This window comes from Streptomyces sp. NPDC045026, from assembly GCF_056432625.1.
On record NZ_JBWKIS010000004.1, the window covers coordinates 273,904 to 300,663 of the forward strand.

Genomic DNA, 26,760 nt, shown 5'->3' on the forward strand with positions numbered 1-26,760 from the left:
TGTCGTCTGCGTCGCTCCGCCGGGACCGGCGCACTCACGCCGGTCCCGGTGCGCCGTAGTGGACGAGCGACGTGGGGACGACGACGCGCCGGGCGGGCGGGCCGCTGCCGGAACCGCCGTCGGCCGCTCCCTCACCGAGCCGGCCGACGAGCAACCGGCCTGCCTCCCGGCCGAGTTCGTCGCTGTCGTACGCCGCGATGGTCAGCGGCAGCCCGAGCACGTCGGCGAGCTCGAAGTCGTCGAACCCGGCGAGTGCGGTGTCGGTGCCCGCGCCGCGGATCGCGCGGAAGGCACCGATGGTGTTGCGGTTGTTGGAGCAGAACAGCGCCGTCGGAGGCTGCCGCAGGCCCAGCAGCTCGGCGGCGGCCCGACTGGCTTCCTCGGTCTCCTGCGGGCCCAGCCGTACGTGGTCCGGTTCAGGGCGCAGGCCCGCGTCCGCGAGTGCGTCGGTGAAGCCGCGCAACCGCTCGGCGGCGGTGTAGACAGCGGGTGGGGAGCCGACGAAGCCGATCCGGCGATGGCCCGCGTCGAGCAGGTGCCGGGTCACCGTACGGGCACCGCCGTAGTCGTCCACCAGGACGCAGTCGGCGGCGAAGCCGTTCGGCGGTCGGCTGGCCACCACGACGGGCACGCCGCCCGCCGCGGCGGCTGCCAGGTGCCGCTGGTCGTCGGCGGCCGGGACGACGATGATGCCGTCGACGCGGCGGGCGACGAGGTCCGCCACGAGGCCGCGTTCGCTGTCCGGGTCGTGGCCTGTGTTGCCGATGACGGTCTTCAGACCGTGCTGGGCCACGACCGCGTCGACGCCGAGGGCGAGCCGCGAGTAGAAGGGATTGGCCAGGTTGGTGACGACGAGCCCGACGAGCCCGGTACCGCGGCCCAGGCGCAGACTGCGGGCCATCTCGTTGCGGCGGTAGCCGAGTTCGGCGGCGGCGGCGCGCACCCGCGCGGCGGTGGCGGGCAGCACCCTGGGGTCGTCGCGCAGCACACGTGACACGGTCATGGCACTCACCTGCGCCTGCTGCGCGACGTCGCGCAGCGTCGGGTGCGGGTCCTTCGTCCCGCGGGTGTCGGACATGATCGCCGTCTCCCCCATCGTCAGTCGCGGATGGCAACGGCGCGGGCCGCGCCGACCAGTGCGGCGTCCGAGGCGAGGCCTGCGGGTTGCACCGCACGAGTATGCCGCGCGAGGCGTCGGGAGCTGTCATCCGAGGCCGCGGTGTCCGGCGCCCAGCCGCCGTCCGTGAGTCCCGCCCGCAGCGCGGGGGCGACCAGGTCCCAGGAGCGGGCCATCGAGCCGCCGATGACGACAGTCGTCGCCCCGAAGGCGGTGAGCCGCGGTCCGAGGACGGCGCCGAGGGTCACGAAGGCATCGTCCAGGACGCGCCGGGCCGCCCGCCCGCCGGCCCTGGCCAGCTCGGCGATGTCGCGCACGTCGGCGGACGGATCGCCGAACCGGGCGAGGATGGCCCGGCGGGACACGGACTCCTCCAAGGGCGCGCCGTCGGCCTCGGTCAGATCCATGCGCCCCTCGGGCGGCACACCCGGCCCCTTCTCGACGATCCTGCCGTCGGCGAGGAAGGCCGAGCCGACGCCGGTGCCGAGGGTGATGCCGACGGCGCGGCGGTGGCCTCGCGCGGCGCCCGCGGACCACTCCCCCATCAAGAAGGCGTGGGCGTCGTTGAGGAAGACGACGTCTTCGGGCCGCTGCCGCAGCTGTGCGAGCAGTACCGCGCGCACGTCCGTCCCGTACAGGGCCTCGAACTTGCCGACGCCCGCATAGAGCGCGATGCCCCGCGTGTAGTCGAAGGGGCCCGGCACTGCCACCCCCCACCGCGTGCCCAGCGCGGCGTCGAGGTGGTCGGCGCAGCGCCGGATGGCGCCGAGGATGTCCCCGGCGCCACCGCCCGGGTCGAGCGGCCGGTGGGTGCGGCCGGCCACGCGGCCGTCGGCCGGGTCGACGAGGGCCGCGGTGACATGGGTGCCTCCGACCTCGATGACCGGTATCACCGGACGAGGGCCTTCACGACCCGGACCGGTCCCCCGTCCGCCGCGCGCAGCCGGTAGCCACCCACGGCGGCCGGTACGGTCAGCGTCTCCGCGTACGCCAGTTCGTGCCGGTCGCCCGCCGCGGTGTGCACGGTCACGCCGTCGCCCTCGACCACGTTCAGGATGTGGAACCGTCCCGCGGTGTCGTCGTCGGCCTCCGCGCCGGCGTCGAGCACGTACCTCCTCACCTCGTAGAACATCTCGTCGAGCGCGCCGATGACCTCTTCGCGCCAGCCCGTTCCCTCGCGCACGGTGCGTGGCTGTTGCACCAGGTCGCGGGCGACCTCGGCGCCGCGCCGCCCGGTCTCCAGATTGGCGAAGCCGTGCTCGTAGGGCAGCGGGCGCGGGTTGCCGTCGGCGTCGGGCCGCAGCCAGTCGTAGAACCGCAGGCTGTACAGGTACGGCGTGGCACTGATCTCCAGGACGAGGTTGCCGGTCCCGCTGGCGTGCGGTGTGCCCGCGGGGATCATGAACAACTGGCCCTGCTCGGCGGGGAAGGCGCGGACGTGGTCCTCGGGATTCATGGGTGTGCCCTCGGTCGCGGCCTGCCGCACCTGCTCGCGGAAGACATCGACGTCCGCGTCCTCGCGCAGCCCGAGGAACACCTTCGTGTCGGGGCCGCCGAGCGTCATGTAGTACGTCTCGTGCTGGGTGTACGGCCAGCCGAACCGCTCGCGCATGTACGGCTCCTTGGGGTGGCAGTGCACCGAGAGGTTGCCCCCGCCGACGGTGTCGAGGTAGTCGAAGCGAAGGGGGAACGACGTGCCGAAGCGGGCGTGCACCTCCTCGCCGAGGACGCTCTGCGGCTCCAGGACGCACATGAGCTGGAACGGCACCTCGGCCTGCGCCCGGGGTCCGGTGCCGACCAGGATTCCGGCCTCGGGTGCGATCAGCTCGTAGCCGAGTGCGGTGTTGCGGGCATCGGGGCTGAAGCCGAGCGTGCGCTGGGCCCAATGTCCGCCCCAGGGCGTGGAGTTGAAGTACGGGCGGGTGCGCACGGGCCGGCGGGCGAGGGCGGCGTAGGTGGCCCGCAGGCCGGGGCCGTCGAGCCACACCGGGCGGTCGGGGTCCTGGAGGTCGAGCCAGCCGTCGAGCCGTGGCGCGAGCGCGTCGCGGTGGCGGTCGAGCATCGGCCAGTCCGCGTAGAACAGCCGCCGCAGGTCGGGCTTCTCGCCCGGCAGGCCGAGGTTGGTCCCGGCGGTGCCCGCGACCGCGGCGGCCTCCGCGTACCGCTTGGGCACGTCGGCGTACCAGAGCAGGTCGTGGTCGACGAGCGCGGCGCCGGGGCCGTAGACGACGAGGAGCCCCTCGTCCGGTCGTGCCGCCGCGGGAAGCGTGTCGAAGAGGTCGTCGAGCGGGTTGTCGGCGAGTGTGCGGAAGTAGGGGTCCTCCTCGTCCTCGGGCCGCTCGGTCCGGGTGCGGATCTCGGCGGGCGGTGCGTAGTGGCCGCGTACGTCGAGCAGCGTCACCGGGGTGGCCGTGAGCGCGCGCCGAAGGTGCTCGGCGAGCGCGTCCCAGTCCACGGACGGCGGACCATCAACTGCCAACACCGCTGGTTCGGAGGGGAGTTGAGCTGCCGCTGCCTGCCAGCCGACGGTCAGAACGGCCTGCGGGGCCGGGGCATAACGCGGGTCGAGCCGGTACACGAAGTCTCCTTCACACATCGGGGTACGCGTGGGCGCGCACGGTCTCAGCGGCGGAAGAGCACCGCGGCGGTGCCGAGGGCGGGCAGGTCGACGGTGACCTCGCCGTCCTGGAGGGACAGTTCGTTCCCGGTGCGGCCGTGGTAGTCGGCGAGACGGGCCTCCGAGACGGGGAAGAGGGCGCGCACGGGGCAGGCGACACGTTCTTCGGCGAAGGACTGCAGGCGCAGCAGGACGGCTCCGTCCGCGTCGGGGGTGGTGGCGCCGACGAGCCGTACGCGCGGGTCGCCGACCGTCGCGAAGCCGAGCCGGTCCGGGGCCCCGGCGGACACCGACCCGCGGGCGCGCACGGCGTGCAGGAGTCGTGAGGTGCCGGCCGCGGTGCGCGGGCCGAGGCCCGCGACGTCGGCGCCGGTGGCACAGGAGAGGGAGTACCGGAAGGTGAACTCGAAGGCCTGCTCGCTGGGGAAGTTGGTGTCCCAGAGGTTGTTGTGGATCCAGGAGTACACGGTGGCCGGTTCGTCGTGACCCATGGTCTTGGGGAACGGCGCGTAGGGCAGCGCGATGTTGCCGAACTGGACCAGCGGCGCGTCCTGCGTGGCCCACGCGACGGCGAGGTCGTCCTCCTGCAGGGAGACCCAGCGGCGCACGGCACGCATGTGCAGGGCCGAGCCGGGCACCACCGGCAGCCCGGTGCCGGTCGCGCCGCCCGACGCCTCCATCCGTACGGTGGGCGTCTCGAAGGCGAAGGGGAAGGCGAAGTAGGCGCTCTCCTTGCCGAGCGTGGCGTCCTTGTCGACCTGGTTCTCGATGTCGAGTCGGCCGACGCCGTGCCGGAGCGTGAGGGTGGTGCGCACGCGGTTGGCGCCCGGCGGGCGGGTCTCGTACGTGAGTGTTTCGGCAGTGGCCGTGGAGTGGCGGGCGATGAGCGCGGCGGGCGGGGCGACAGAGCGGTTGCCGAGGTGTTCGAGCCGGTCGGACGCGGTGGTGCGGCTGGAGTTGTGGTTGAAGCCGCCCGCCGTTGTGTACTTGTCGTGGATGTAGGAGTTGAAGCCGGTGATGGCGTCGGCGCGGACCAGTTCGCGGCCGGTCGCCTTGTCGACGACGGAGGCGATGCAGGCGCGGGCGAGGTCGACGCGGACGGCGAGGTGCTCGTTCTCCAGGAGCAGCGGGTCGGACAGCGCGTGGGCTGCCGCGGCGCTGGTGGCCGGGTCCTCGCGCTCGGTGCCGCCGGTGGGGTTCCAGCCGGTGGCAGCCTTGACGGTGGCCGTCTCCTCGGAGGCGTCGCCCGCTGTGTCGATCGCGCGCACGTCGATCCGTACGGAGCCTGCGGGCGGTACGCCGTCGACGCGTACGAGCAGGAACCGGCCGGCGTCGCGGTGGTTCTCGTTGGTCTGCGGGCGCTCCTCGTGGGGCAACCGCTCGCCGGTGCGGGCGTCGTGAACGGCCACGGCCTGCTCCAGCGGGGCGCTGGACTCCGGGAGGAAGACCTCGGTGACGTCGGTGCGCGGCCAGGAGCAGGTGTTGACCACGTGGTAGGAGGCGGCGGTGCCGGCGGGGCGGGCCAGACGCTGGCCGAGGCGGGCGCTCGCCCGGTCGAGCAGCGACTGCCCGTCGTCGCGGGCGCGCAGGGCCTGCCCGTACTTCCAGTGCCACTGCTGCTCACCGGAGTGGCCGTGATCGTGTCCGTGCGTCCACGGGTCGCCCGCGCCCCACGTGTGCTCGTCGAAGAGCGACACCGCCTCGTAGACACCGGCCGCGTCGCGTGTGTCGTCCGCCGCTCCGGTGGCGTCGAGGACGCCCGCGAAGGTGCCGAGCGTCTGCGCGTCGGCGACGACGGCCTGCGCGGTGCGGGCCATCGACAGGGGGTGGGCGCCGGAGCCGACGCCGTCGACCCACCAGTCGGTCCAGTCTCCGTCGAAGGTCTGGATCTGATCGCCGAGCCTGGCCTCGGCGTCGGTGAAGAAGTCCTCGTTGCGCGACAGGCGCAGCTGCGGGTAGGCCCAGGTCTCGTTCCAGCGGCGTACGGTCTCGGCGATGATCCGGCGCGGCGGCGCGTTGTCGCCGAACTTGCCCTGGACGCGCAGGTGCAGGACGTCCCACGGGTAGGGCTCGCGCTTGATCTCCTCCTGGTCCATCGCCCAGCCGAAGACGCCGCCCTCGTACGGGTACGGGTTGGTGGCCAGCGAGGTGAGGTAGGCGGGCAGCAGGTCGTCGACGGACGAGTAGTCGGTGTCGAAGCCGAGCAGCGGGCCCTCCATGTAGGCGAGGCCGTGCGGGGTGTCGGTGACCCAGACGAGCACGCTGTTGCCGCTGGGCGCCTGCCAGCGGAAGAGGCGGGGCAGCTTCTCGCCGCCGACCAGGTGCGGCACCGAACGTCCGGCCCAATTGTGCGCCACGGAAAGGTACTTGACGCCTGCCGCGCTGAGCGCGTCGACCAGGCCGACGACGGATCCGGGCACGTCTGTCTGCATGGCCGAGGTGATGTCGACCCCGTGCTGGTCCCTCACCTGGTGGGCCAGGCGCAGCAGTTCGTGCAGCTCGTCGGTGGAGCAGGTCTCGGTGTGCAGGTTGAACGGCATCGCGGTGAGCTCGATACGTCCCTCGCGCACCCGCCGTACGAACTCCGCCACCTGCTCCGCCGGGCGGCCGGCAGCCCACTGCTGGAACGACCACAACGACTCGACGCACCAACGGAATTGGGACTCGGGCGCCCAGTCGTCGGTGGCCCGGGTCAGTTCCAGGCACGAGTCGAGGAAGGAGAGGTGTTCGGCGAGGACGCGGCCCTGCGGGTCGGTGTAGCCGATGTCGAGGTGCGAGTGGTGCACCAGGTGGATGGTCCACTGCCGCTGCGGTGTGAGCGTCAGCTGGATGCCGCCGTCGCCTTCCGGCAGCGCGACGGTGACCCGCTGCGCCGTGTCGACGGCGGGCACCAGCAGCCGGACCGAGCCGTTCGGCCCGGCGACGCGCTCGGCGGCCAGCGGCGCGCCCGAATCGGTGCGCACGGCGAGTTCGGCCGGTATCGGGGTGCCGTTCACCGCCTCCACCCGCAGCGACTGCAGCAGCCCGCCGCCTTCCGCCCGGCGCATCAGCGGCTCGGTGGTCAGGCGCAGGGCGCTGCCGCCCAGGGTGCCTTCGGCGCTGACGACGGAGCCGCGCAGGCTCTCGCGGATACGGTCGTTGTCCCAGTCGGTGGTACGGACGAGGGCCCGTGTGGTCATGCGGAGATCTCCAAGTCGGGGTGAGGGTGTGGGACTCAGCGGGTGCTGGCGGTGACGCCGCGCAGGAACAGGCCGCGGAACACGAGGAAGACGACGAGGGTGGGCAGGGAGACGATCAGCGCGCCGGCCAGGATGACGGGCGGGCCCGAGGAGGCGTATGCGTTGTTGAGCGTGGTGAGGGCGGCCATCACCGGCTGGATGTCGGGGCTGCGGCTGAGCGTGATGCCGAACAGCAGGTCGTTCCAGACGGCGGTGAACTGGAAGATGAACGCGGCCGCCAGGCTGGAGCCCATCAGCGGCACGTGGATGCGCCAGAAGATCCGCCGGAACGAGGCGCCGTCGATCATGGCCGCCTCGGTGACCTCCGGCGGCATCGTGGTCATCTGGTTGCGGACGAGGAAGAACGCGAACGGGACGGCCCACGCCACGTACACGAGCATCAGGCCGAGCCGGGTGTCGTAGAGGTTGCCGTCGGCGTACATGCCGAACAGCGGCGCGAGGAACATCTGCAGCGGGAAGAGGGTCCCCGAGTAGATGAGCCAGAACCAGAACGCGGGCTTCGGGACGGGCAGCACCACGACGGCGAAGGCGGCCATGGCGGCGACGACCACGGCGACGGCGCCGCACACCACCGCGTACAGCAGCGAGTTGAGAAAGCTGTCGCCGATGCCCGCCTCGCTCCAGGCGGTGGAGAGGTTGTCCCAGAGCGCGAAGCCCTGCGGCGTCCAGTCGGGCTTGCCCGCATAGGCGGTGACCGGCGTCAGCGCGTTCACGACCAGCAGGTACACGGGGATCAGCCAGAGCACCACGGTGCCGGCGACGAAGATGTTGCGGAAGATCCTTCCCACGGGATGTCACTCCTTGTCGGGCGGCTCGGGTCAGCGCGGGGACGTCTCGGGCATCTGCCGGCGCAGGTACATCCAGGAGGAGGCGACGACGATGACGGACAGGACGAGGGCGATGGCGGAGCCGTAACCGACGTGGAAGAGGCGGAAGGCCTCGCGGTACATGGTCAGCGCCAGGGTCTCGGAGGAGCGGGCGGGTCCGCCCTGGGTGAGCACCCAGATCATGTCGAAGGCCTTGAGGCTGTTGACGATGGCCATGCCGATCACCACCACGCTCACGGACCGCAGTTGGGGCAGCGTGATGTGGCGGAACATCCGCCAGCCGGTCGCGCCGTCCAGCTCGGCCGCCTCGACGGTCTCGCGCGGGATGGCACGAAGGCCGATGGCGAACAGGACGACGTTCAGGCCGGTGGCCTGCCAGGTGCTGGCCACGATCATGGAGAGGGTGTTCTGCGGCCATTCGAGCAGCCAGGGGTGGGCGAGGGAGCCCAGACCGATACCGTTCAGCACCTGGTTGAGCGAGCCCTCCGAGGTGAGGATGAACTTCCACAGCACGGCGGTGGCGGCGCCCGAGATCGCGTACGGCAGCACGACGACCAACTGCGCGATGGGCCCCAAACGCATCCGGTGCGTGGCCACGGCGATGGCGAGTCCGGCCAGGACGGGCAGCAGGAGCGTGCCCGCCACCCACATCACCGTGTTCAACAGCGACCGGCCGAAGATCGGGTCGTCGGCAAGCCGGGTGTAGTTGTCCAGGCCCGTGAAGTGGCTTGTGAAGCCGTTGTCCTCGAAGAGGCTGCCGTAGATGCTGCGCAGGAACGGGTAGATGAGCAGCACCCCGACGAGCAGCAGCGCGGGCAGCGCCCACGGGACGCCGGTCAGCGGGCCGCCCATCCGGCCACGCGACCCGGTGGCCGCCTGGTGGGGCGTGCGGGTGGGGATGCGGCGACGTGGCCGCACCGCTTCGGCCGACTCGGCTGCGGGTATCGCGCGCACGGCGTCCGTCATGAGCCTTCCGCCTCCTTCCATACCTGCCACGCCTCGTCGGCGCGGCCCTGCATGGTCCGCAGCACCATGTGGTACGAGGACGGGTCGATCAGGAAGCCGGCCAGGTCGTCGACCGTGGACTCGACCAGTTCGGGCGGTCCCAACTCCCAGAAGCGGTTGAGCTTGCGCGCCTTCTTCTCCCGCGCCGTCGTCGCCACGCCGTCGATGATCGTGTCGGCGGGCGGCACGGCCGGGTTGGGACAGCCGTCCTGCAGCGTGTGCGAGAACGCCTTCATCACCTTCGGGTTCGTCCAGGCTCCGGCGGCGCGGTAGGCCTCCTCGCGGTCGGGTCCCTTGACCGTGCAGACGAGGGCGCTGGACTCGAAGATCACGGCGGGGCGTACGCGGGTGTTCTGCATGGGCAGCACGAATGCGTCGACGTTCTTGCCGGGCTTGCCCCCGGCGCCCGCGAGGATGGAGCCGAGCCAGGTGCCGCAGGGCACCATCCCGACCTTGCCGTGGACGAGGCCGGCGGCGGCCGCGGTGTGGTCCATGTCCATCGGCGTGAACCAGTCCTTGTCGAAGAAGGACACGATGGTGCGCATGGCCCGCTGCGTCGGCGCGTCGGTATACCGGGCCCGGCCGTTCATGAGGTCGTCGTAGAACTGGGGGTCCTGGCGGCTGAGGATCTCCTGGAACCAGATGAATGCGGGCCACCGGCCGGCGGTGGTGCCGTGCAGCGGGGTGATGCCGGCGCGCTTGAGGCGATCGGCGGCGTGCAGGAAGTCGTCCCAAGTCTGCGGTTTCTTCAGGCCGTTGGACCGGAAGACCTCGGGGTTGTAGTAGAAGACCCAGTAGGCCAGGTTCATGGGGAGCCCGTAGACACGCCCCTGGTAGGTGAACGCGGAGCGCAGCGACGGGTCGGCCCACCCCTTGCGGACCGCACTCGCCCAGTGGTCCGACAGGTCGACGATGCCGCCGGTGCGGGCCAGGTCCTGGAGGCGGTAACCGGACCAGTACTTGAGCATGTCCGGCGTCTTGCTGGTGCGCAGCGAGGACTTGACGACCTGTTCGAAGGATTCCAGGGACGGGATGACCTCGGGGACGAGTTCGAGTCCGGCGACCGAGCGCATCGCGGCGCCCGCCGCCTTCAGCGGGGCGGCCCAGGTCGGGTTGTCCCCGTGCACAGCCACCTTGCCGGGCGGCTGCCCGGCCGCGGTGCCGCACGCGGAGACGAGCGGCGCCACGGCGGTGGCGAAGGTTCCGGCCACCACTGTGCGCAGCACGGCGCGGCGGCTGGGGAGGGCGGAAACGGCGGACGTGCGTATGCGACTCAGCGGTGGGTGACGGCCTGTCATGGGGCGGCTCCCTCAGGCATGTTCAAGATCGTGTTATCGTTAACACTCGATGTCGGGAGCTTGGCCGCAGTGCCGGGTGAATGTCAATGGCCGCGACGCGGTGAATACATGAGGCGCTGCGGCGGACCTGCGTCGGCGAACAGGGGACGACCGGGGCGCCGATGACGCGAGGGGCCGACCGTGTACGGCCGGCCCCTCGTCACCGCTGGGACTGCGGGTGTCACATCTTCGGCATGAGGACCGTGTCGATGATGTAGACGTTGGCGTTGGCCGTCTTGACGTTGCCGCAGACCACGTCGGCGGAGTCGTTCACCTTGTAGGACGCGCCGGAGCCCGCGGTGGTCAGCTTCGACTTCTCCAGCGTGGCGAACGAACCGTTGTCCAGGTCCTTGGGAGCCAGCTTCTGGCCCACGACGTGGTACGTGAGGATCTTCGTCAGCGTGGCCTTGTCGTTCAGGACCTTGTCCAGGTCAGCCTTCGGGATCTTCGCGAAGGCGTCGTTGGTCGGCGCGAACACCGTGATGTCCTTGGCGTTGTTGAGCGTGTCGACCAGGCGGGCGGGCTTCCTCGACCCGGACCGGAGCAACCAGCCCTCATCGAGGGCAGCCTCGACCAAGCCGGCAGCGTCGGCATCACCGTCGAGCCCGCGGGCGGTTCCAGGACTCCGACGCTGCCTCCCGTCGGTCTCATCGAATTCCCCGCGTGAGGGCGGGGCGCGACAACGCGCTGAGCCGTCGCCGCAGCCCCTCGCGCGGAGGTGAATCTTGGGCACCTGGTTCTCGACAAGGTGCCCAAGGCGATCACCCTGTACCGGACCTGGGCTGCCGTTCAACCGGCGCGATACGGCTGCTGACACGGAATCGCACCGTCGGCTCATGCGGTGCAGGAATGAGTTCCACGGCCACCGGCCCGGCGAAGGTGTAACCCTTCTCGGCAGCGTGCCGTCGCACCTGATTCACCAGATCCGGCTCGACCGCCAGCGTGTGCGTCATCAACTTGTGGTGGATCTCCGGCGCCAGACCGATGACGAAGGCATTGGGCACCACCACCCTCTGACGACCCACGATCAGGGCGTTGTCGTCGCACTCGCGGCGGAGCACCTCAACGACCTCTCCGGGCCTCTCCTTCGGACGAAACAGCTTGCCCCACAAGGTGTTGGTCCATCGCTCCATGACAAGTTCGGCGGTTGTGAAGGGCTCCATGCCGGTCGGCTGCCCGCCGCCTCCAGGCACACACCCACCCATCCGAGTGGCAGTGCGGGTGTCTCGGAGGAAGCACTACGTTCGGGGACGGAGGAACACCGTGGTCCCGCTCGCGGGGCGAAGATCGACGGTGCGGGTGGCATCCGTACCGCCCTGTCGATCAAGCTGCCCATGATCCGCCCGGCCATCGCACTGTCCGTGCTGTTCACCGTGATCGGCTCGGTCCAGCTCTTCACGGAGCCGAAGGTCATCTACAGCGCCTCCAGCTCGATCGGCAGCAGCTGGACGCCCAACATGTACGTCCAGACCGCCGCCTTCACCCACAACGATTTCGGCCTGGCAGCGGCAGCCTCGCTGCTCATCGCGCTGTTCGCCGCGGTGCTGTCCTTCCTCGTCACCCGTTTTTCGCGCAGCAGGAGCCAGGCGTGACCAAGACAACGACACTCACTGCCCCGGCGCCCACCGCGCCGGACCCGGGCCTCAAGAGCGAGAGCAGGCCGACCGGGCGCAGTCCGCGTAGTCCCCGCAAGCGATCCTCGGCCCTGTTGTCGAAGGCCGGCGTGACCGCGATGCTGGGCCTCGCCGCCCTCTACACACTCCTGCCGATGCTCTGGCTGGTCCTGTCGTCCACCAAGAGCCGCAAGGACCTCTTCGCCACGAACGGCTTCGCGCCGGGCAAGGACTTCGCGCTCTTCGACAACCTCGGCCACCTGTTCCGGGTCAACGACGGCATCTATCTGCGCTGGATGGCCAACACGGTCCTGTACGCGGGTGTCGGCGCGCTGCTGGCCACGGTGTTCAGCGTGGCCGCCGGGTACGCCTTCGACAAACTGACCTTCCCCGCCAAGGAGAAGCTCTTCTCCCTCGTCCTGCTGGGCGTCATGGTCCCCGGAACGGCCATGGCCATCCCGCTGTACCTGATCGCTGCCAAGGCCGGTCTGGTGAACACCTTCTGGGGCGTGTTCGTCCCCGGCCTCGTCTTCCCGTTCGGGGTCTATCTGGCCAGGGTGTTCAGTGCGGCCTACGTACCCAACGAGGTCCTGGAGGCCGCCCGCATGGACGGGGCGGGCGAGTTCAAGGCCTTCTGCCGCATCGCCTTCCCCATGCTCGCACCCGCCTTCGTGACCATCTTCCTCTTCCAGTTCACCCAGATCTGGAACAGCTTCTTCCTTCCCCTGGTGATGCTGTCCGACAAGGACCTCTACCCGGTCAACCTCGGGTTGTACGTCTGGTATTCGTCCGCGCTCTCCCAGGGCCACCCGCAGGACTACCTCCTGGCCGTCGTCGGATCGCTGGTGTCCGTCGCTCCCCTGGTCGTTCTCTTCCTGATGCTCCAGCGGTTCTGGAAGTCCGGCATGACCGCCGGCGCCGTCAAGTAGGCCATCGTCATGAGGATCCCCATGCCATCCACCCAGCCGCGCCCGCGCGCCCTGTTCGCCATGGGCCGCCCCCACCGCGATGCCCTCTTCCCGCCGACCGCCGTCCAACGGCTGACCCGTCACGTCGGGATCGATCCGCAGCTCGTCGCCGAGGGGTTCGACCACGTTCCGGACCTGGCGACTGTCGAAATCCTGATCACTTCCTGGGGATGCCCTCCGCTCGACAACAGTGTGCTGGCCCGCATGCCTGCGCTGAAGGCCGTCGTGCACGCCGCGGGGAGCGTCAAACACCACGTGACCGAGGCGTGCTGGGACCGCGGACTCCTGGTCTCCACCGCGGCCGCCGCCAACGCCGTGCCGGTCGCCGAGTACACCGTCGCCGCCGTCCTCTTCGCCAACAAGCGCGTACTGGAGATCGGCGGGCTCTACCGCGAACATCGAGCCGCCCTGGACTGGTCGGCGCGCTTTCCCGGCTTCGGCAACTACCGCAGGACGGTCGGCGTGGTGGGCGCATCCCTGGTGGGGCGCAGGGTGCTGGAGCTGCTGCGCCCCTATGACTTCGAAGTCCTGCTGGCCGATCCCCACATCGACGCGGCGACGGCCGAGAGGTTGGGGGCCCGGCTCGTCGGCCTCGAGGAGATGCTTGCTGTCTGCGATGTCGTCTCGCTCCACGCCCCCGCTCTGCCCGAGACCTACCACCTGATGGACGCCCGCAGGCTGTCGCTGCTGCGGGACGGCGCCACACTCATCAACACCGGGCGGGGCTCGCTCGTCGACACCCAGGCCCTCACCGCCGAAGCCTCGTCAGGACGCATCCACGCCGTCCTCGACGTCACCGATCCCGAGGAGCTGCCGGAGACATCGCCGCTGTACTCGCTGCCCAACGTGCTCCTGACCCCGCATATCGCCGGCTCGCTCGGCGGCGAGCTCGCGCGCATCACCCGGAGCGCGCTGGACGAAGATCGAACGCTACTGCGCAGGGCGGGAGTTCAAGCATCCCGTGACCCGCGCGGCCCTGACGACGTCCGCCTGAATTCCCGTGCGCAACAACTCGGAGTGCCACATGCGCCACACCGGCCGCCTGTCGGACGTTCTCGTCTACACCCGCACCACGGGCTACCGCCACGACTCCATCCATTCCGGCAAGGCCGCCCTGCGCGAGCTCGGCGAGGCGCACGGCTTCACGGTGGAGGCCTCCGAGGACCCCGCGGTCTTCACGGATGCCTCCCTCGCAGGGCGCAGTGCCGTGGTCTTCCTGTCCACCAGCGGCGAGGTGCTCACCCCGGACGGACAGGCAGCGCTGCGGCGCTGGATTTCGGACGGCGGCGGCTTCATGGGCGTTCACTCCGCCGCGTGCACCGAGTACCAATGGCCGTACTACGGCGACCTGCTCGGCGCGCGCTTCGCCGGCCACCCCGCCGTCCAGCCCGGCACCGTGCTGGTCGAGGACCCGAGCCATCCGGCGATGGCCCACCTGCCACTGCGGTGGGACTGGAACGACGAGTGGTACGACTTCCGCAGCACCCCGCGCCGACCCGGCGTACGGGTCCTGGCCACCGTCGACGAATCCGGCTACGAGGGCGGTGGCATGGGCGCCGATCACCCCGTGATCTGGTGCAAGGAGTCCGGCGCCGGCCGCTCCTTCTATACGGCGCTGGGCCACGCGATCGACGCCTACACCGCCCCCGCTTTCCGCCGCCACCTCCTGGGCGGCCTGCGCTGGGCGGCGGGGGCGGAGGAGGGGGCGGCGGGCGCGGCGGGCTAATGGGAACGGGAATTCCCGGACCGGCCCGCTCATCGCTCATCGCTCATTGATGTCAGAGCATGATGAGCAGACGCGTCTTCGGCTTGAGTTTCCTGTTCACCGAACGGCTCTGCACGTATACCTCCAACTTGGGGTTGTTCCCTGCCTTCACGGAGACGGTTCCCTGGACGTCCGTACCGAACAAAAGGCTGCGTGCCGCGTCGCCGGTGTAGGCGCGGTCGGTGTCCTTCTCGACCACGATGACTTCCTTGTTCGGCTGAACCTGGGCCCTTACGCCCAACTGGTAGTAACAAGAGCCGCGTTCGTACTCCACGCCCGGATGCGAATTGACGAAGGGGCGAATCTCGACTTCCTTGTCGACTTTCAGGAGCCGGTACTTGTCAGCCGCGATCGGTTCGAGATTCGCCCGTACCTCGTCAACCGATATGTCCTGGCCGACGGCGAACAGGTTCTTCGTGCCGCGCACTCCCTGCTCCCGCCCGCGGAGGAAGCTGGTCGCGGCAGCGCGCACCGTGCCGATCGCCTCCTCGACGCCCTTCTGGGAATCGGCGTCCCAGATGGCGATGTTCCCGGCCGGGAAGCCGTAGTTCTGGGCGGTGCGCTTGGCCAGGGAGTTCGGAACGAGGATCGCGGAAGTCCAGTGTCCCGGCAGACCGCCCATCTTCGCCGTGATCCTGTCGAGCCAGGGGCCGAGGATGGCCATGTCACCGTCGTGCCGCCTGTCGCCGCCGGAGGCGTTCTCCTCGCCGTCCGTCACGACGATCTGGAGGAAACTGTGCTCGCCGTATTCCTCCCAGATATGGCCCAGGTCGTCCAGGGACTTCAGAGAAGCCTCGATGAGGGCCGTAGCGCCATTGTTGACCCGGTACAGCCCCCGCATGGACGGCAAATGCTTCACGTCCATGTCCCAGACCAGATTCTCCACCGTGTGATCGAAGGAGTAGAGACTGATCCGTGTCTCGTGGCCGAGGCTGTCCGACTCGGCCTTCAAGCCCGCCACGAACTCGTCCACAACGCGAATGAGTTGACTCTGGTGCGGACGCATTGAACCCGAACAGTCCACTACCAGCGCGACGTGATTCACCTTGTGCTGGATCTTGTTTGCGGACACGTTTGTGCTCCCCCTCCGAGGCTCCCCGAGTGATGTCTTCACTCTATGAGGAGGCACTGACAACGGCTTTGACGCTCAATCACCCGCCACGTCAGCTGGAACGCTCGTCTGCAGCCGGGTCCGCCAACCTCTGCCTGCGTATCCGCCGCACCACCAGCACACCCCCCGCACCCACCACAGCCGCCGCCCCGGCCGAGGCCGTCCACACCGCCGGTCCGCCGGCGCCGGTGTCCGCCGCCGGGGCGGGGCCGGACGCCGTCAGCCGGACCGCGGCCTTGTCGTTGCCCGGCCGCTGATCCGGCAGCCTCGTGCTGCCCCTGTCCCGGACGACTTCCGCCATGACGGCCACAGACCCCGGCCTGCTGTCCTTCCTGACGATCCGCAGCGTGAACTCGAAGAGGTTCTCCCGACCAACCTTCGTGTTCCCGTCACACACATACGTACGGCCGCGATCGTCGGTCAAACAGTGCTGCGCGTCCCCCTCCTCCTCGAGCGCAGGGTCATAAGGCGCATGCACCACCTTCGCCCCGGGCGGCACCGTGAACACCGCCCGCACCTTGGCCACATCCGGATCACCCGGGCCGTTGTTGACGTAGCCGATGCTGACCTTGCGCACAGCGCCGACCTTCCCGCCCAGCGAATCGCCGCGCGCTTCGAAGTCCGCGCGGTTGCTCACCGGGACATCGATGGTGGCCGGGCCGGAATCGGTGGTGAAAAGCCGGCCGTCGCCGTCGCCGGGCTCCCGTTCGAGGCGCAGCGCCGGACCGTCGCCGCGCTGCGGATCACGTCCGAGGTCGCCCGGCTTCAGGTCGGCGTTGTACGCCGATGCCGCATAGCTCTGGCGAGGGTCCACGGCATCCTCGCTCGCTTTGGACCGCGGAACAGGAGTCACACGCCACGTCTCGCCCGGTGCGATGACGGCGTCGGGGAACAGGCACCGGGTTTCGCCGTCCTCGCTCAGCCGTGCACAGTTGCGGTGGCTCGTGGCCGGGTAGAGGTCCCCGCCGCCGTGGAGGCCCAACGCCACTCCGCGCGCCGGGACATCACCGGTGTTGCGGATGAGAATCGGCACGTCGAACGAGTCTCCTGGGCTGATCCCTGGCACGTCCTCCCCCTCGTTGACCCGGAGCTCCGGCCGTCCGGCGATCACGACGACGCTGCCGTGGACGGGGGACACACCCTCAGCGGTCACGGTGTACCGCAGCACGCCGGAGTCCCCGGGCCTGGCTCCCGCGGCCGGCTGCATGACCAGCTGCTTCTCCGTCCAGCCCGCCGTTTTGGGGTTCAGCGACATGTCGCAGCTGAAGACGCCCTTGCGCGGGCCGCAGCCGTCATCCGCCTCGCTGAAATGCGCCACGCCCTCAATATCGCGGGCGTCGACGGTGATCCGGCCCGTGCGCCGGGGCCCGTCGTAATCGATGTCAAGGGCCAGCACATTGCTGCTGGGCGGGGCGGTGTCGGGGTGCAGGCTCAGATAGAAGACCGGCCTGCTGATGTCACGTGGAGCCGTGGCGGCCGGGGCCCGCCAGGCTCCCGTCAGCGCGGTGACCGTGACCAGGACCGCGGCCAGTGCGTAGCTCCGCCAGGAAAACATGGCCGCAGTCTGCCCGACGTGCGCACGTCAGGACAGCCCTGTCAGGCAAGCTCGGAGCCTCGGACCGACCGATCCCTCGCGCCACCAACGCCAACGCTGATCCCCTACACCCCGCAGCGGGACGGGACTTGGCGACCTGATCAGCTCGGTCCGTCGGACTGCTAGGCTCCCGGAATCCTTGATGCAGAGGACACTTACCGAGGGGCCCCACACCCTCCTTCACGTTCGCGGCTCCGCGCGGTCACCGTGCGCCCGTTCCGGGAGGGTTCCATGGGTTTCACCGGCTTCCTGCGCAGACGTCGTGCGCGCACAGCCATCGTGACGGCCGCCGTGCTCGCGGCCGCGGGAACGGCGCTTCCCTTCGTCGGCACGGCCGCCGCGGGCGCCGCGGACGAGGCGGTGTTCGCGCCGTACGGCAGGACCATCGTGTCGGAACGCATGTACACGGCGGGCCGCACGGGCTTTCTGCACGCCGCCACGGGCTCCGCCGACTACGCGTGGACCGACTACGCGACTGGTCACTCGACGCCGTTCGACCGGCCCGAAGACCTCGTTCGCCTTTTCAACACCCACGCCGACACCGTCGCCTACACGACGAGCACGGCCGGTGAAGTCGTTCTCGTCGACCCCGTCGACGGTGCGCGGCGCACCCTGCGCGTGCCCGCCGGTCTCACCCTGCAGGCCGTGGTCGGCGAGACTGCCGTGGCGTACGCCGACGGCCAGTGCCACCTCGTGAGGCTCGGCGCAGACGGTGAGGTGTCGGACCGTACGGTGACGGGACTGCCGGACGGCGCGAACTGCAGCGGGCCGGGGGGCGCGGTGGCACCCGAAACGGGTGACGGATCATCGGTGGTCGTGCGGTACACGACCGCGACTGAAGGCCGGTTCGGCCTCGTCGACCTGGAAACCGCCCGGATGACGGCCCTGCCCACCCCGCCGAACATCGTGCCGCAGCGGCTTCAGGTGACGCCGCAAGCCGTGTCCTGGTACGACTTCGCGGCCAAGAAGACGTACGTCGCCCCGCGCGACGGCTCGGGTGGGCAGTGGAGCGTGCCGAACGACCCGACCACACTCGCCCAAGGCCTCGTCGGCTCCCGCCTGCTGTGGGCGAAGGACGGCGGCGGGCCGGTGACCGCCGCATCCGCCGACGGCACCAGCAGCCAGGTCCTCGACTACGGATACACCGGAGGGGCACAGATGGTGCCCGGCCCGGACGGCAGCCTGCTGGTGTTCGGCCGCAAGGACGCGGGCGGCGACTACGGGGTCCACCGCTTCACCGAGACCTCCGAGGGAACACTGCGCGACGACGTCGTCCTACCGGCCCCCTGGTACCCCTCGCGGACCGACGGACTGGCCCTCTCACAGGGGCGCCTGGCAACCGTCGACGCCTACGCGGGCGGCCAGTCCTCCTTCCACGAGCGCAAGTTGGCCCTCACCGGCGTGCCCGACGCGGTCACCAAGGAGAACCTCGGCACGGCCGGGGCGTGCGGCGCGGCCGGATGCCCCGCCCTGCACCCGACCGGCGACGGCCGCGTCCTGTACGCGTCGGCGGACGGCGTCCTGCACCTCGTCGACAAGAGCAAGCAGGTGCCGGGCACGCAGATCGCCACCGGTCAGTCGCAGCTGTCCGTCCTGGGCGTCTCCGGCCGGTACGTCGCCTACCGCACCGCAACCGCCACCGAGGTCCGCGACCTGGACTCGGGCGCGGTGGTGCGCACCGTGACCGGCACCGGCGCCGCCGCCCTGTGGGGCCGCACGCTGTGGCAGGCGGCCGGATCCGGCAAGGTGACCGGCACCGATGTCACCACCGGCACGGTCGGCCGCACCCTCGCGCTGGGCACGGACTGCACGTTGGGATCCGTACAGGCGACGGCCCGCCACGTGTACTGGGAGTGCGCCACGGCAGCCGACGGCGCCGGCGTCGTGAACCTGGCCGACGGAGCTGTACGTCGCCTGACCGGAACCCGGTCGGGCCTGCTCGGCGACGGGTTCGTCGCGTACGTGGACGCCGGGCACCAGGTGACCGTGGTCGACGTCACCACCGCCACGCCCACGTCGCACACGATCGGTGCCGCCGGCGGCATCACGGCGGGCCGGGACTGGACGGTCGACCCGAGCGGCGACCGGGTGGCCTACGTCGACACCGACGGCAATGTGCACGTCGTACCCACTGGCATCGCATCGGCCGCCCTCGCCCAGACCGACTCGTCGGTGCCTGCCAGCGCCAAGGTGTTCCTCGAGGCGAACTACTGGAAGCCGCGGTGGTGGCTGTCCAAGCCGGTGTCGTCCTGGACGCTCGTCCTGAAGAACAAGGTGACCGGCAAGACCGCCCGCACGCTGACCGGCGGCGAGGCCCGGGGCATGCTCACCGCAGCATGGGACGGCTGGACCGGGGTGACAGACGTGTCCGCTCCGGACGCCACGTACACCTGGACACTGACCGCGCAGCCGGCCGACGGACAGGGAGCCGCACTGACGAAGACCGGCAGCGTGGCGATCTCCGGGGCGCGCGCCGCCCAGCACGACATGGTCGGGCGGGACGGCACCGGCGACCTGCTCACCATGAACTCCTCGGGCGCGTTCACCTACCAACACGGCACCGGGAAGGGCACGTTCTCCGGGAAGACCTCGGCGAGTGGCTGGTCGACGGCCACCGTCGCGGTGCCGTTCGGCGATCTGAACGGCGACGACTGGAACGAGACGCTCGTCCGGACCACCGGAGGCGAGCTGCGCGCCTACCGCACGAGCGGCAGCGCGCTCACCCCGTCGGCCCCTTACACGAAGCTGGGCACCGGCTGGAGCGCGTACAACACCCTCACCTCGCCCGGCGACCTGACCGGAGACGGCCGGCCCGACCTGCTCGGGCGCAAGGCATCGACCGGTGACATCTATGTCTTCGCGGGGACGAGTACGGGCACGCTGGCTCCCGGCACGAAGATCCGCTCGGCCTGGACCACGTACACCCACATCGTCGGCGTGGGCGACCTGAACGGCGACGGCATCGGTGACGTGCTCGCCCGCCGCAACGACGGGACGCTGTATCGCTACGACGGGGCAGGCGACGGCACGCTCAAGGACCGGGTCACTGTCTTCACCGGCTGGGGAGCCACGTACCAGACGGTCGTCGGGGTCGGTGACATCACTGGTGACGGCAAGCCCGACCTGGTCGAGCGCGACACCTCCGGCAACCTCTACCGCAACGACGGCAAGGGGAACGGATCGTTCACGGGGCGGACGAAGATCGCCACGGGTTGGCAGGTCTACAAGGGCGTGTTCTAGGCGTGTTCCAGTAGCCCGGTTGAGACAGTCGGGTGCAGGCGTGGGCCACGGGCGGACCGGTGCGGACCTCGGGCGTCACCGGTCCTGGGCCAGGGCGAGAAGTCGGTGAAAAGGCCGCCGGCGTGGGCCAGTTCGTCGTACCCGCCCTGCTCGGTGATCCGGCCGTGCTCCATCACGCCCACGCGGTCGGCGATCTTCGTGTTCTCTGAGGGTTCCCCGGCTGTGGTGTGACGTCGTACAAGTCCTTCTCGTTGAGGAGGTTGCGACGGTTCTCAGGGGGTGTGGCTCTGCGGTGGATCGTTGCGATCAACTCGTGGAGTAGAGGTAGATCAGTGCGTGCATTGCCTGTACGGCTGCCATCAGGCATCCGGTATTGGACCGTGGTGGACGATGAATTGGGTGTGGTGGAGGAAGCTGACCGCTTCCTCCGGGAGCTGAGGTTGGCCCGGGGGCGGGCAGAGACGACGACGAAGGCGTACGCCGAGGCCGTCGTGCTGTTCCTGACCTGGTGCGCGAACTCCAGGCGGGAATGGCGGACCGCCGCTCGCGACATGGGGTTGTTCATGCTGTGGCTGAAGTGGACCCCGGGAAACGGCGGTCAGCGGCGGGTGGTGTTGCCTGGGCCGGGTGCGAAGCCGATCCGGGGCGAGAGCCGGATCAACAAGGTGCTGACTGCCGTTCGGATGTTCTTGGTGCATGCTCTCCCCAGATGTGTAGGGCGAACGTCCCGAACTGTTAGGCCACTTGGTTCTCGCGCTCGATGGCCTGGAGACGGTTCTTGAGCCGGTAGCTCGGGCGATCTCCGACAGGCTCATTGCCCCGGACTCCAATTGCCCCGGACTCCAACAGCCCCCGAAATTGCCGTAGTTCCGAGCAGCGACGCGGATCCAAGACCATCGCCGACCACCCCCTGCCGCAGCACACCGACTACGCAGCAGAGTGCCGACCAGCCCTCCTCAACGCATCAGGAAGTGGCCGCGTTCGCCCGTACGTGGGGTCCAGCCGAGATACGCGCCAAAGGGGCAATGAGTTGATCTTGATGCGACTTCGCACGTGGACAGCACAGTGAAGCCGCAGTAAATGCGTACACCTCGCCCTGGCGGCCGGAACGGACCGCCGCAGGTCGCGACGATCACGGCAGGGGCTCCGTCGCAGTAAATCCGGCATTTACTGCGGCAGTTGTGCATACGTCTCCGCAATCGAGCATTTGCCCGAATGCGGCTCTGCTGTGCGGACTTGAGGGGAGGGGGCCGTCAGTGCCCGACGCCGACCAGGCCAGGCGCCGGCATGTTTGCCTGGGTCATACCCCCAGATCCTCCTTCACGGGCAGGCACTCGGTGAGCAGGTCGACGACGTCGCGCCAGGCTCGCTGCGCGTGCTGTGGGTGGTAGTCGACGCCGGGGACCACGGGGTGGTCGACCGGCGGATGGTGGAAGGCGTGCAAGGCGCCGCCGTAGACCGCGAGGCGCCAGTCGACGCCCGCGGCCTGCATCTCAGCGGTGAACGCGTTCTGTTGCGCGGGCGGCATGATCGGGTCTTCCGACCCGACCCCGGCCCACACCGGGCAGCGAATGCGCTCCGCCTCGCCCGGTCGGCCCGTGGTAGTTGCGTTGACTGTCCCGATCGCGCGCAGGTTGACGCCGTCGCGCCCGAGTTCCAGCGCGATGGCGCCCCCGGTGCCGTAGCCGATGGCGCCGATCCGGTCGGGGTCGGTCCGCGGTTCGGTGCGCAACAGGTCGAGCGCCGCGTGGCCGATGCCCCGCATCCGGTCGGGGTCGGCGAGCAGCGGCAGGCAACGGGCCAGCATCTCCTCGGGGTCGCCCAAATAGCGCCCGCCGTGAAGGTCGAAGGCCAGCGCTACATATCCCAGCTCGGCGAGAGCATCGGCCCTGCGGCGCTCGACGTCGCTGAGCCCCATGCCCTCTGGTCCGAGCAGCACCGCGGGCCGGCGGTCGATACCGGCCGGGAGCGCGAGGTGCCCGATCATCGTCAAACCGTCCGCGGGGTACTCGACCGTACGCGTCGTAATCGTCGTCACGAGACTGGACTGTAGTGACCGTCGAGCCCGGTCCGGCCGGTGTTCCGCCGCTGGCAGAACAGCGCGCGTGTCCCTCTGAAACACAGGGGCCGAGCACTCAGGGCTTCAAGATCATCTGGTTGCCCATCGGGAAGAGATCGCGTCCGATCGTCTGGCTCCACTCAGCGAAGCGGCCCTCCTCGCCGACGAGGCACTCGGCGTCGAAGTTAAAGGGCGGCTTGGCGCACGTGGTACCCGGCCCGCCGATCCACACACTCAGGCCGCCGAACGGTGACGAGTTGGCAGGCGATGAGGAGGGCCACGGCCGAGCGGTCGAGTTGCCAGGCCATGTGGCAGATGCGACGCAGAACGGAGGGCAGGCGGGTGCACATGTGCGCGATGGACGCGTCACCGAGGGGGTCGGTGGAGTATTCGCCGCTGTAGCGGATCTCCGCAGGAGGCGGAGGGGGCGGCATCTCCCCGTTCGCAGTCGAGGACCGGCCAGTGGCGGCCGGAATCAACTGGTGACTCTCCCGCCTGAGCCCCTCCTCCGCACCGGCGACGCGGCTCTCCTGGCCCCTATGCGACCGGATCGCACGTAATGTCCGAGGCCCTCATGGCGATGTGACCGACGTCACAGCGCGCCAACTTACGTCCGCAGGTCATCATATGACCCGATCGCCGACCGGAAACGGGCGGGACCGGGAGCCGGGTCGCGCCCCGACAGCACTGCGAGACAAGGACGTTGCGCATGAATTGCCAGGACAGGTCCGCCCTTCGCACGGGGGCAGGCGTGGATATGGACGTGGACGTAGCCACGGGCATGGACCTGCCGAAGCCGGCGGAGGTCTGACATGCGGATCCGACTCGGCTGCATCGCCGACGACTTCACCGGTGCCACGGACCTGGCCAACAACCTGGTGCGCGCGGGCATGCGCGTGGTCCAGCTCATCGACGTACCGTCGGACGCCGACCGGCACGCAGCCCGCCAGGCAGCGGACGCGGACGCCGTGGTCATCGCCCTCAAGTCGCGGACCGTCCCGGCCGCCGACGCCGTAGAGGCGTCGCTGCGGGCGCTGGCCTGGCTGAGGTCCGTGGGCGCCGAGCAGATCTACTTCAAGTTCTGCTCGACCTTCGACTCGACGCCCGACGGCAACATCGGGCCGGTCACCGAGGCCCTGATGTCCGCGCTGGGCACTGACTTCACGGTCGCGACCCCCGCCTTTCCCGACAACGGGCGCACGGTCTTCAAGGGGCATCTCTTCGTCGGCGACGTGCTGTTGAGCGACAGCGGCATGCGCCGCCACCCGCTCACACCGATGACCGACTCCAACCTGGTCTCCGTACTCGGCGCGCAGACCACGCGGCCGGTCGGCCTCATCGACCACACCGCCGTCGCGGGCGGCGCCGTGGCGATCCGGGTCCGTATCGACGAACTGCGCGCCGAAGGTGTGGGCGCTGCTGTCGTCGACGCCGTCACCAATGACGACCTCTTGCGTCTCGGCGCGGCGGTCCAGGGGCTGCCGCTGGTGACGGCCGGCTCGGGTCTCGCGATCGGGCTGCCCGCGAACTGGGGGTTCAAGCCCTCCCCCACCGCTGCCCAACTGCCGCCGCCCGCTGGGCATCAGGCCGTCGTTTCCGGCTCGGTGTCCGTCGCCACGAACGGCCAGGTGCGGGAGTTCCTGCGCAGCGGGCGGCCCGCGTTCGGCGTGGACCCGTTGCGAGTCGCGGCCGGCGAGGACGTGGCGGGCGAGGCGCTGGCCTTCGCCGGGGCGCACCTGGCCGACGGGCCGGTCCTCGTGCACTCCACCGATTCGCCCGACGCGGTACGGGCCGTCCAGGGCCAACTCGGCACCGCCGAGGCCGGTGAGCTCGTGGAGCGGACCCTGGCCCGCATCGCGCAGGGGCTGGTGGAGCGCGGCGTCCGGCAGCTCGTCGTCGCCGGCGGTGAGACGTCCGGAGCGGTCGTCCGAGCGCTCGGCGTCACCGGGCTGCGGATAGGCCCGCAGATCGACCCCGGTGTCCCGTGGTGCGCGACCACTCTCCCCGACGGAGACACCCTCCACATCGCCCTCAAGTCCGGCAACTTCGGTGGCCCCGACTTCTTCTCGGCGTCATTCGCCCTGCTCGGCGAGGACGCCTCATGAGCCTGAACACGCGCCTGGACATGAGCCTGGACATCACCGCCGTCGATGAGGCGCGCCACGAGATCGTCCGGGTGGGCACGAGCCTGTTCGCCCGGGGCTACGTCCACGCCAGCGCCGGGAACATCAGCGCCAGGGTCGACGGCGGCCATCTGATCACGCCGACCGACGCGGCCCTGGGCTTCCTCGAACCCGACCGTCTCGCGCTGGTCGACGCCGACGGTGAGCAGGTCTCGGGCGACCGCGCCAGCAAGACCCTGACGCTCCATCGACGTATCTACGCCGCCGATCCCACGGCCCGGTTCGTCCTCCACACCCACTCCACGCACCTGGTCGGCCTCACCCTGTCCGGCGTGTGGAGTCAGGATGACGTGCTCCCGCCCATCACCCCGTACTACGTGATGAAGGTCGGGCACGTCCCGCTCGTCCCCTACCACCGGCCCGGCGATCCGCGCGTGGCCGATCTGGTCAGCGCCCGCATCGCCGACCGCGCGGCGAGCGGCACGCCGATCAGGGCCGTCCTGCTCGACCGCCTCGGCCCCGTGGTCTGGGGCCCGGACGCCGCCGCCGCGCTCGCCGTCCTCGAGGAACTCGAGGAGACGGCACGCCTCTGGCTTCTGACCGACCGTCGGCCCGAGCCACTCCCCGCCCCCGCCCTCGCCGAACTGCGGTCCGCGTTCGGCGCGGCGTGGTGACCAGCTCTTCCCCGTCCCACTCCCCCGGGGCCCCGTCCCTCTCCCCCGTCCCCGTCCCACTCCCCCCGTCCCGTCGTCGACCAGCCCTCACGCGCGTCACAGAACCCCGCGTCCCGTCAGAGAATCCCCCGCTGAGCCGCTCGAAGGATTCACCATGTCCCTGCCCAGAGTCGCAACCGAGGCCCCCGAACTCGCCCACGAGAACGCCGTGTTCCGCAAGGTCACCAAGCGCATCGTCCCCTTCCTCATCCTCTGCTACGTCGTCTCCTACCTGGACCGCGTCAACGTCGGCTTCGCGAAGCTGCAGATGTCCGACGACCTCGGCTTCAGCGAGGCGGCGTACGGCCTCGGTGCCGGCCTGTTCTTCATCGGCTACTTCCTCTTCGAGGTCCCCTCGAACCTGATGCTCCAGCGCGTCGGCGCCCGCACCTGGATCGCCCGCATCATGATCAGCTGGGGTGTGGTGTCGGCGGCGTTCGTCTTCGTCACGAACGAGTCGACGTTCTACGTGCTCAGGTTCCTCCTGGGCGCCGCGGAGGCCGGGTTCTACCCCGGGGTGATCCTCTACTGCACCTACTGGTTCCCGTCACACCGCCGTGCCCGCGTCATCGCGATGTTCATGTCCGCCATCCCCGTGGCCGGCATCTTCGGCAACCCGCTCTCCGGCTGGATCCTGGACATGTTCCACGGTGTGAGCGGTTGGCAGGGCTGGCAGTGGATGTTCCTGCTGGAGGCCGTCCCCGCGCTCATGGTCGGCGTGGCCACGCTGTTCTACCTCGACAACGGTGTGCGCGACGCGAAGTGGCTCTCCGACGAGGAGAAGACCGTCGTCGAACGGGCCCTCGCCGAGGACGTCAGGCACCAGACGGTGCACGGCCGGGTCTGGGACGCGTTCCGCGAGCCCAAGGTGTGGCTGATGTGCCTCGTCTACTTCTGCTTCGTGATGGGCCAGTACGCTCTGACGTTCTGGCTGCCCACGTTCGTCGAGTCCACCGGCATCAAGGGCAACCTCGCGATCGGAGTCCTCAGTGCCGTGCCGTTCCTGGCCGCGCTCGTCGCGATGAACCTGTTCGGCCGCTCGGCGGACAAGCGCCGCGAGCGCCGCTGGCACCTGGTCGTCCCGAGCCTCATGGGCGCCGTCGGGTTCTCGCTGGCCGCCTCCTGGTCCGGCTCGACCGTACTGTCCCTGATCGCGCTGTCGTTCGCCGCGGCCGGCGTGCTGACCTGCGCGCCGCTGTTCTGGTCGCTCCCGACCGCGTTTCTGGGCGGGGCCGCCGCCGCGGCCGGCCTCGCCGTGATCAACTCCGTGGGCAACCTCGCCGGCTTCGTCAGCCCGTACATGATCGGCGCGCTCAAGGACGCCACCGGCTCGACATCGATCCCGATGTACGTCCTGGCGCTCAGCCTCGTCGTCGGTGCGGCCGTGGTACTCACCACCAAGAAGGACGTCGTCAACCGCTGACCCGATCGA

At 70.0% G+C, this 26,760-nt stretch carries 18 protein-coding genes and 2 pseudogenes; 8 read left to right on the plus strand and 12 right to left on the minus strand.

Going from position 1 to position 26,760, the window contains the following annotated elements; translation table 11 throughout:
- Positions 1-34 precede the first annotated feature (34 nt).
- From AC07EJ_RS11800 to AC07EJ_RS11840, 9 genes and pseudogenes are all read right to left on the minus strand, one after another.
- The gene (locus tag AC07EJ_RS11800) at positions 35-1,078 is read right to left on the minus strand and encodes a LacI family DNA-binding transcriptional regulator (protein ID WP_389476580.1); all 1,044 of its coding nucleotides are present in this window, start codon (positions 1,076-1,078) and stop codon (positions 35-37) included.
- A 20-nt stretch (positions 1,079-1,098) separates the two neighbouring features.
- The gene (locus AC07EJ_RS11805) at positions 1,099-2,010 is read right to left on the minus strand and encodes an ROK family protein (RefSeq protein WP_389476582.1); all 912 of its coding nucleotides are present in this window, start codon (positions 2,008-2,010) and stop codon (positions 1,099-1,101) included.
- Positions 2,007-3,695 (minus strand): class I mannose-6-phosphate isomerase, encoded by a 1,689-nt coding sequence (locus AC07EJ_RS11810; protein WP_478884138.1) that lies wholly within the window; start codon positions 3,693-3,695, stop codon positions 2,007-2,009. The genes AC07EJ_RS11805 and AC07EJ_RS11810 overlap by 4 nt, the downstream gene beginning before the upstream one ends.
- A 44-nt stretch (positions 3,696-3,739) precedes the next feature.
- The gene (locus AC07EJ_RS11815) at positions 3,740-6,913 is read right to left on the minus strand and encodes a glycoside hydrolase family 38 N-terminal domain-containing protein (RefSeq protein WP_478884139.1); all 3,174 of its coding nucleotides are present in this window, start codon (positions 6,911-6,913) and stop codon (positions 3,740-3,742) included.
- A 35-nt stretch (positions 6,914-6,948) separates the two neighbouring features.
- Entirely contained in the window at positions 6,949-7,761 is an 813-nt protein-coding gene (locus AC07EJ_RS11820) for a carbohydrate ABC transporter permease (protein ID WP_389476588.1), read from the minus strand.
- 30 nt (positions 7,762-7,791) lie between these two features.
- The gene (locus AC07EJ_RS11825; protein ID WP_389476590.1) at positions 7,792-8,766 is read right to left on the minus strand and encodes a carbohydrate ABC transporter permease; all 975 of its coding nucleotides are present in this window, start codon (positions 8,764-8,766) and stop codon (positions 7,792-7,794) included.
- Entirely contained in the window at positions 8,763-10,103 is a 1,341-nt protein-coding gene (locus AC07EJ_RS11830; RefSeq protein ID WP_478884140.1) for an ABC transporter substrate-binding protein, read from the minus strand. Before AC07EJ_RS11830 ends, AC07EJ_RS11825 begins: the two co-directional genes overlap by 4 nt.
- Before the next feature lie 220 nt (positions 10,104-10,323).
- A pseudogene (locus AC07EJ_RS11835) lies at positions 10,324-10,668 on the minus strand (fasciclin domain-containing protein); the annotation flags it as partial.
- Positions 10,669-10,903: 235 nt separating this feature from the next.
- Positions 10,904-11,305: a DUF3662 domain-containing protein gene (locus AC07EJ_RS11840; protein WP_389476944.1), complete on the minus strand. Its 402-nt coding sequence runs from the start codon at positions 11,303-11,305 to the stop codon at positions 10,904-10,906.
- Positions 11,306-11,314: 9 nt separating this feature from the next.
- On the opposite strand from AC07EJ_RS11840, the gene AC07EJ_RS11845 reads away from it, so the two are divergent.
- The 4 genes and pseudogenes from AC07EJ_RS11845 to AC07EJ_RS11860 all read left to right on the plus strand — a co-directional run bounded on the left by AC07EJ_RS11845 (position 11,315) and on the right by AC07EJ_RS11860 (position 14,449).
- On the plus strand, positions 11,315-11,734 hold the full coding sequence (locus AC07EJ_RS11845; protein WP_478884264.1) for an ABC transporter permease subunit: 420 nt from the start codon (positions 11,315-11,317) through the stop codon (positions 11,732-11,734).
- A complete protein-coding gene (locus AC07EJ_RS11850) occupies positions 11,731-12,684 on the plus strand; it encodes a carbohydrate ABC transporter permease (protein WP_478884141.1) in 954 nt (317 codons plus the stop codon). The genes AC07EJ_RS11845 and AC07EJ_RS11850 overlap by 4 nt, the downstream gene beginning before the upstream one ends.
- Before the next feature lie 60 nt (positions 12,685-12,744).
- Positions 12,745-13,717 (plus strand): annotated as a pseudogene (locus tag AC07EJ_RS11855) (hydroxyacid dehydrogenase).
- Positions 13,718-13,747: 30 nt separating this feature from the next.
- Positions 13,748-14,449, plus strand: coding sequence for a ThuA domain-containing protein (locus AC07EJ_RS11860; RefSeq protein ID WP_478884142.1), 702 nt, complete (start codon positions 13,748-13,750; stop codon positions 14,447-14,449).
- Positions 14,450-14,501: 52 nt separating this feature from the next.
- On the opposite strand, the gene AC07EJ_RS11865 is transcribed toward AC07EJ_RS11860, so the two are convergent.
- Both AC07EJ_RS11865 and AC07EJ_RS11870 read right to left on the minus strand, forming a co-directional pair.
- The gene (locus AC07EJ_RS11865) at positions 14,502-15,560 is read right to left on the minus strand and encodes a vWA domain-containing protein (protein ID WP_389476598.1); all 1,059 of its coding nucleotides are present in this window, start codon (positions 15,558-15,560) and stop codon (positions 14,502-14,504) included.
- Between the two features lie 91 nt (positions 15,561-15,651).
- On the minus strand, positions 15,652-17,154 hold the full coding sequence (locus AC07EJ_RS11870) for a COG1361 family protein (RefSeq protein ID WP_478884143.1): 1,503 nt from the start codon (positions 17,152-17,154) through the stop codon (positions 15,652-15,654).
- 270 nt (positions 17,155-17,424) lie between these two features.
- On the opposite strand from AC07EJ_RS11870, the gene AC07EJ_RS11875 reads away from it, so the two are divergent.
- Positions 17,425-20,433: an FG-GAP repeat domain-containing protein gene (locus tag AC07EJ_RS11875; protein ID WP_478884144.1), complete on the plus strand. Its 3,009-nt coding sequence runs from the start codon at positions 17,425-17,427 to the stop codon at positions 20,431-20,433.
- A 1,300-nt stretch (positions 20,434-21,733) separates the two neighbouring features.
- Here the strand turns inward: AC07EJ_RS11875 and AC07EJ_RS11880 are convergent.
- A complete protein-coding gene (locus AC07EJ_RS11880) occupies positions 21,734-22,471 on the minus strand; it encodes a dienelactone hydrolase family protein (RefSeq protein ID WP_478884145.1) in 738 nt (245 codons plus the stop codon).
- An 833-nt stretch (positions 22,472-23,304) separates the two neighbouring features.
- Between AC07EJ_RS11880 and otnK the strand changes: the two genes are divergently transcribed.
- The 3 genes from otnK (at position 23,305) to AC07EJ_RS11895 (ending at position 26,751) form a co-directional block, all read left to right on the plus strand.
- The gene (gene otnK / locus AC07EJ_RS11885; protein ID WP_478884146.1) at positions 23,305-24,597 is read left to right on the plus strand and encodes a 3-oxo-tetronate kinase; all 1,293 of its coding nucleotides are present in this window, start codon (positions 23,305-23,307) and stop codon (positions 24,595-24,597) included.
- On the plus strand, positions 24,594-25,289 hold the full coding sequence (locus tag AC07EJ_RS11890) for a class II aldolase/adducin family protein (protein ID WP_389476608.1): 696 nt from the start codon (positions 24,594-24,596) through the stop codon (positions 25,287-25,289). Before otnK ends, AC07EJ_RS11890 begins: the two co-directional genes overlap by 4 nt.
- A 154-nt stretch (positions 25,290-25,443) precedes the next feature.
- Complete coding sequence (locus AC07EJ_RS11895) at positions 25,444-26,751, plus strand: MFS transporter (RefSeq protein WP_389476610.1); 1,308 nt, start codon at positions 25,444-25,446, stop codon at positions 26,749-26,751.
- Positions 26,752-26,760 lie beyond the last annotated feature (9 nt).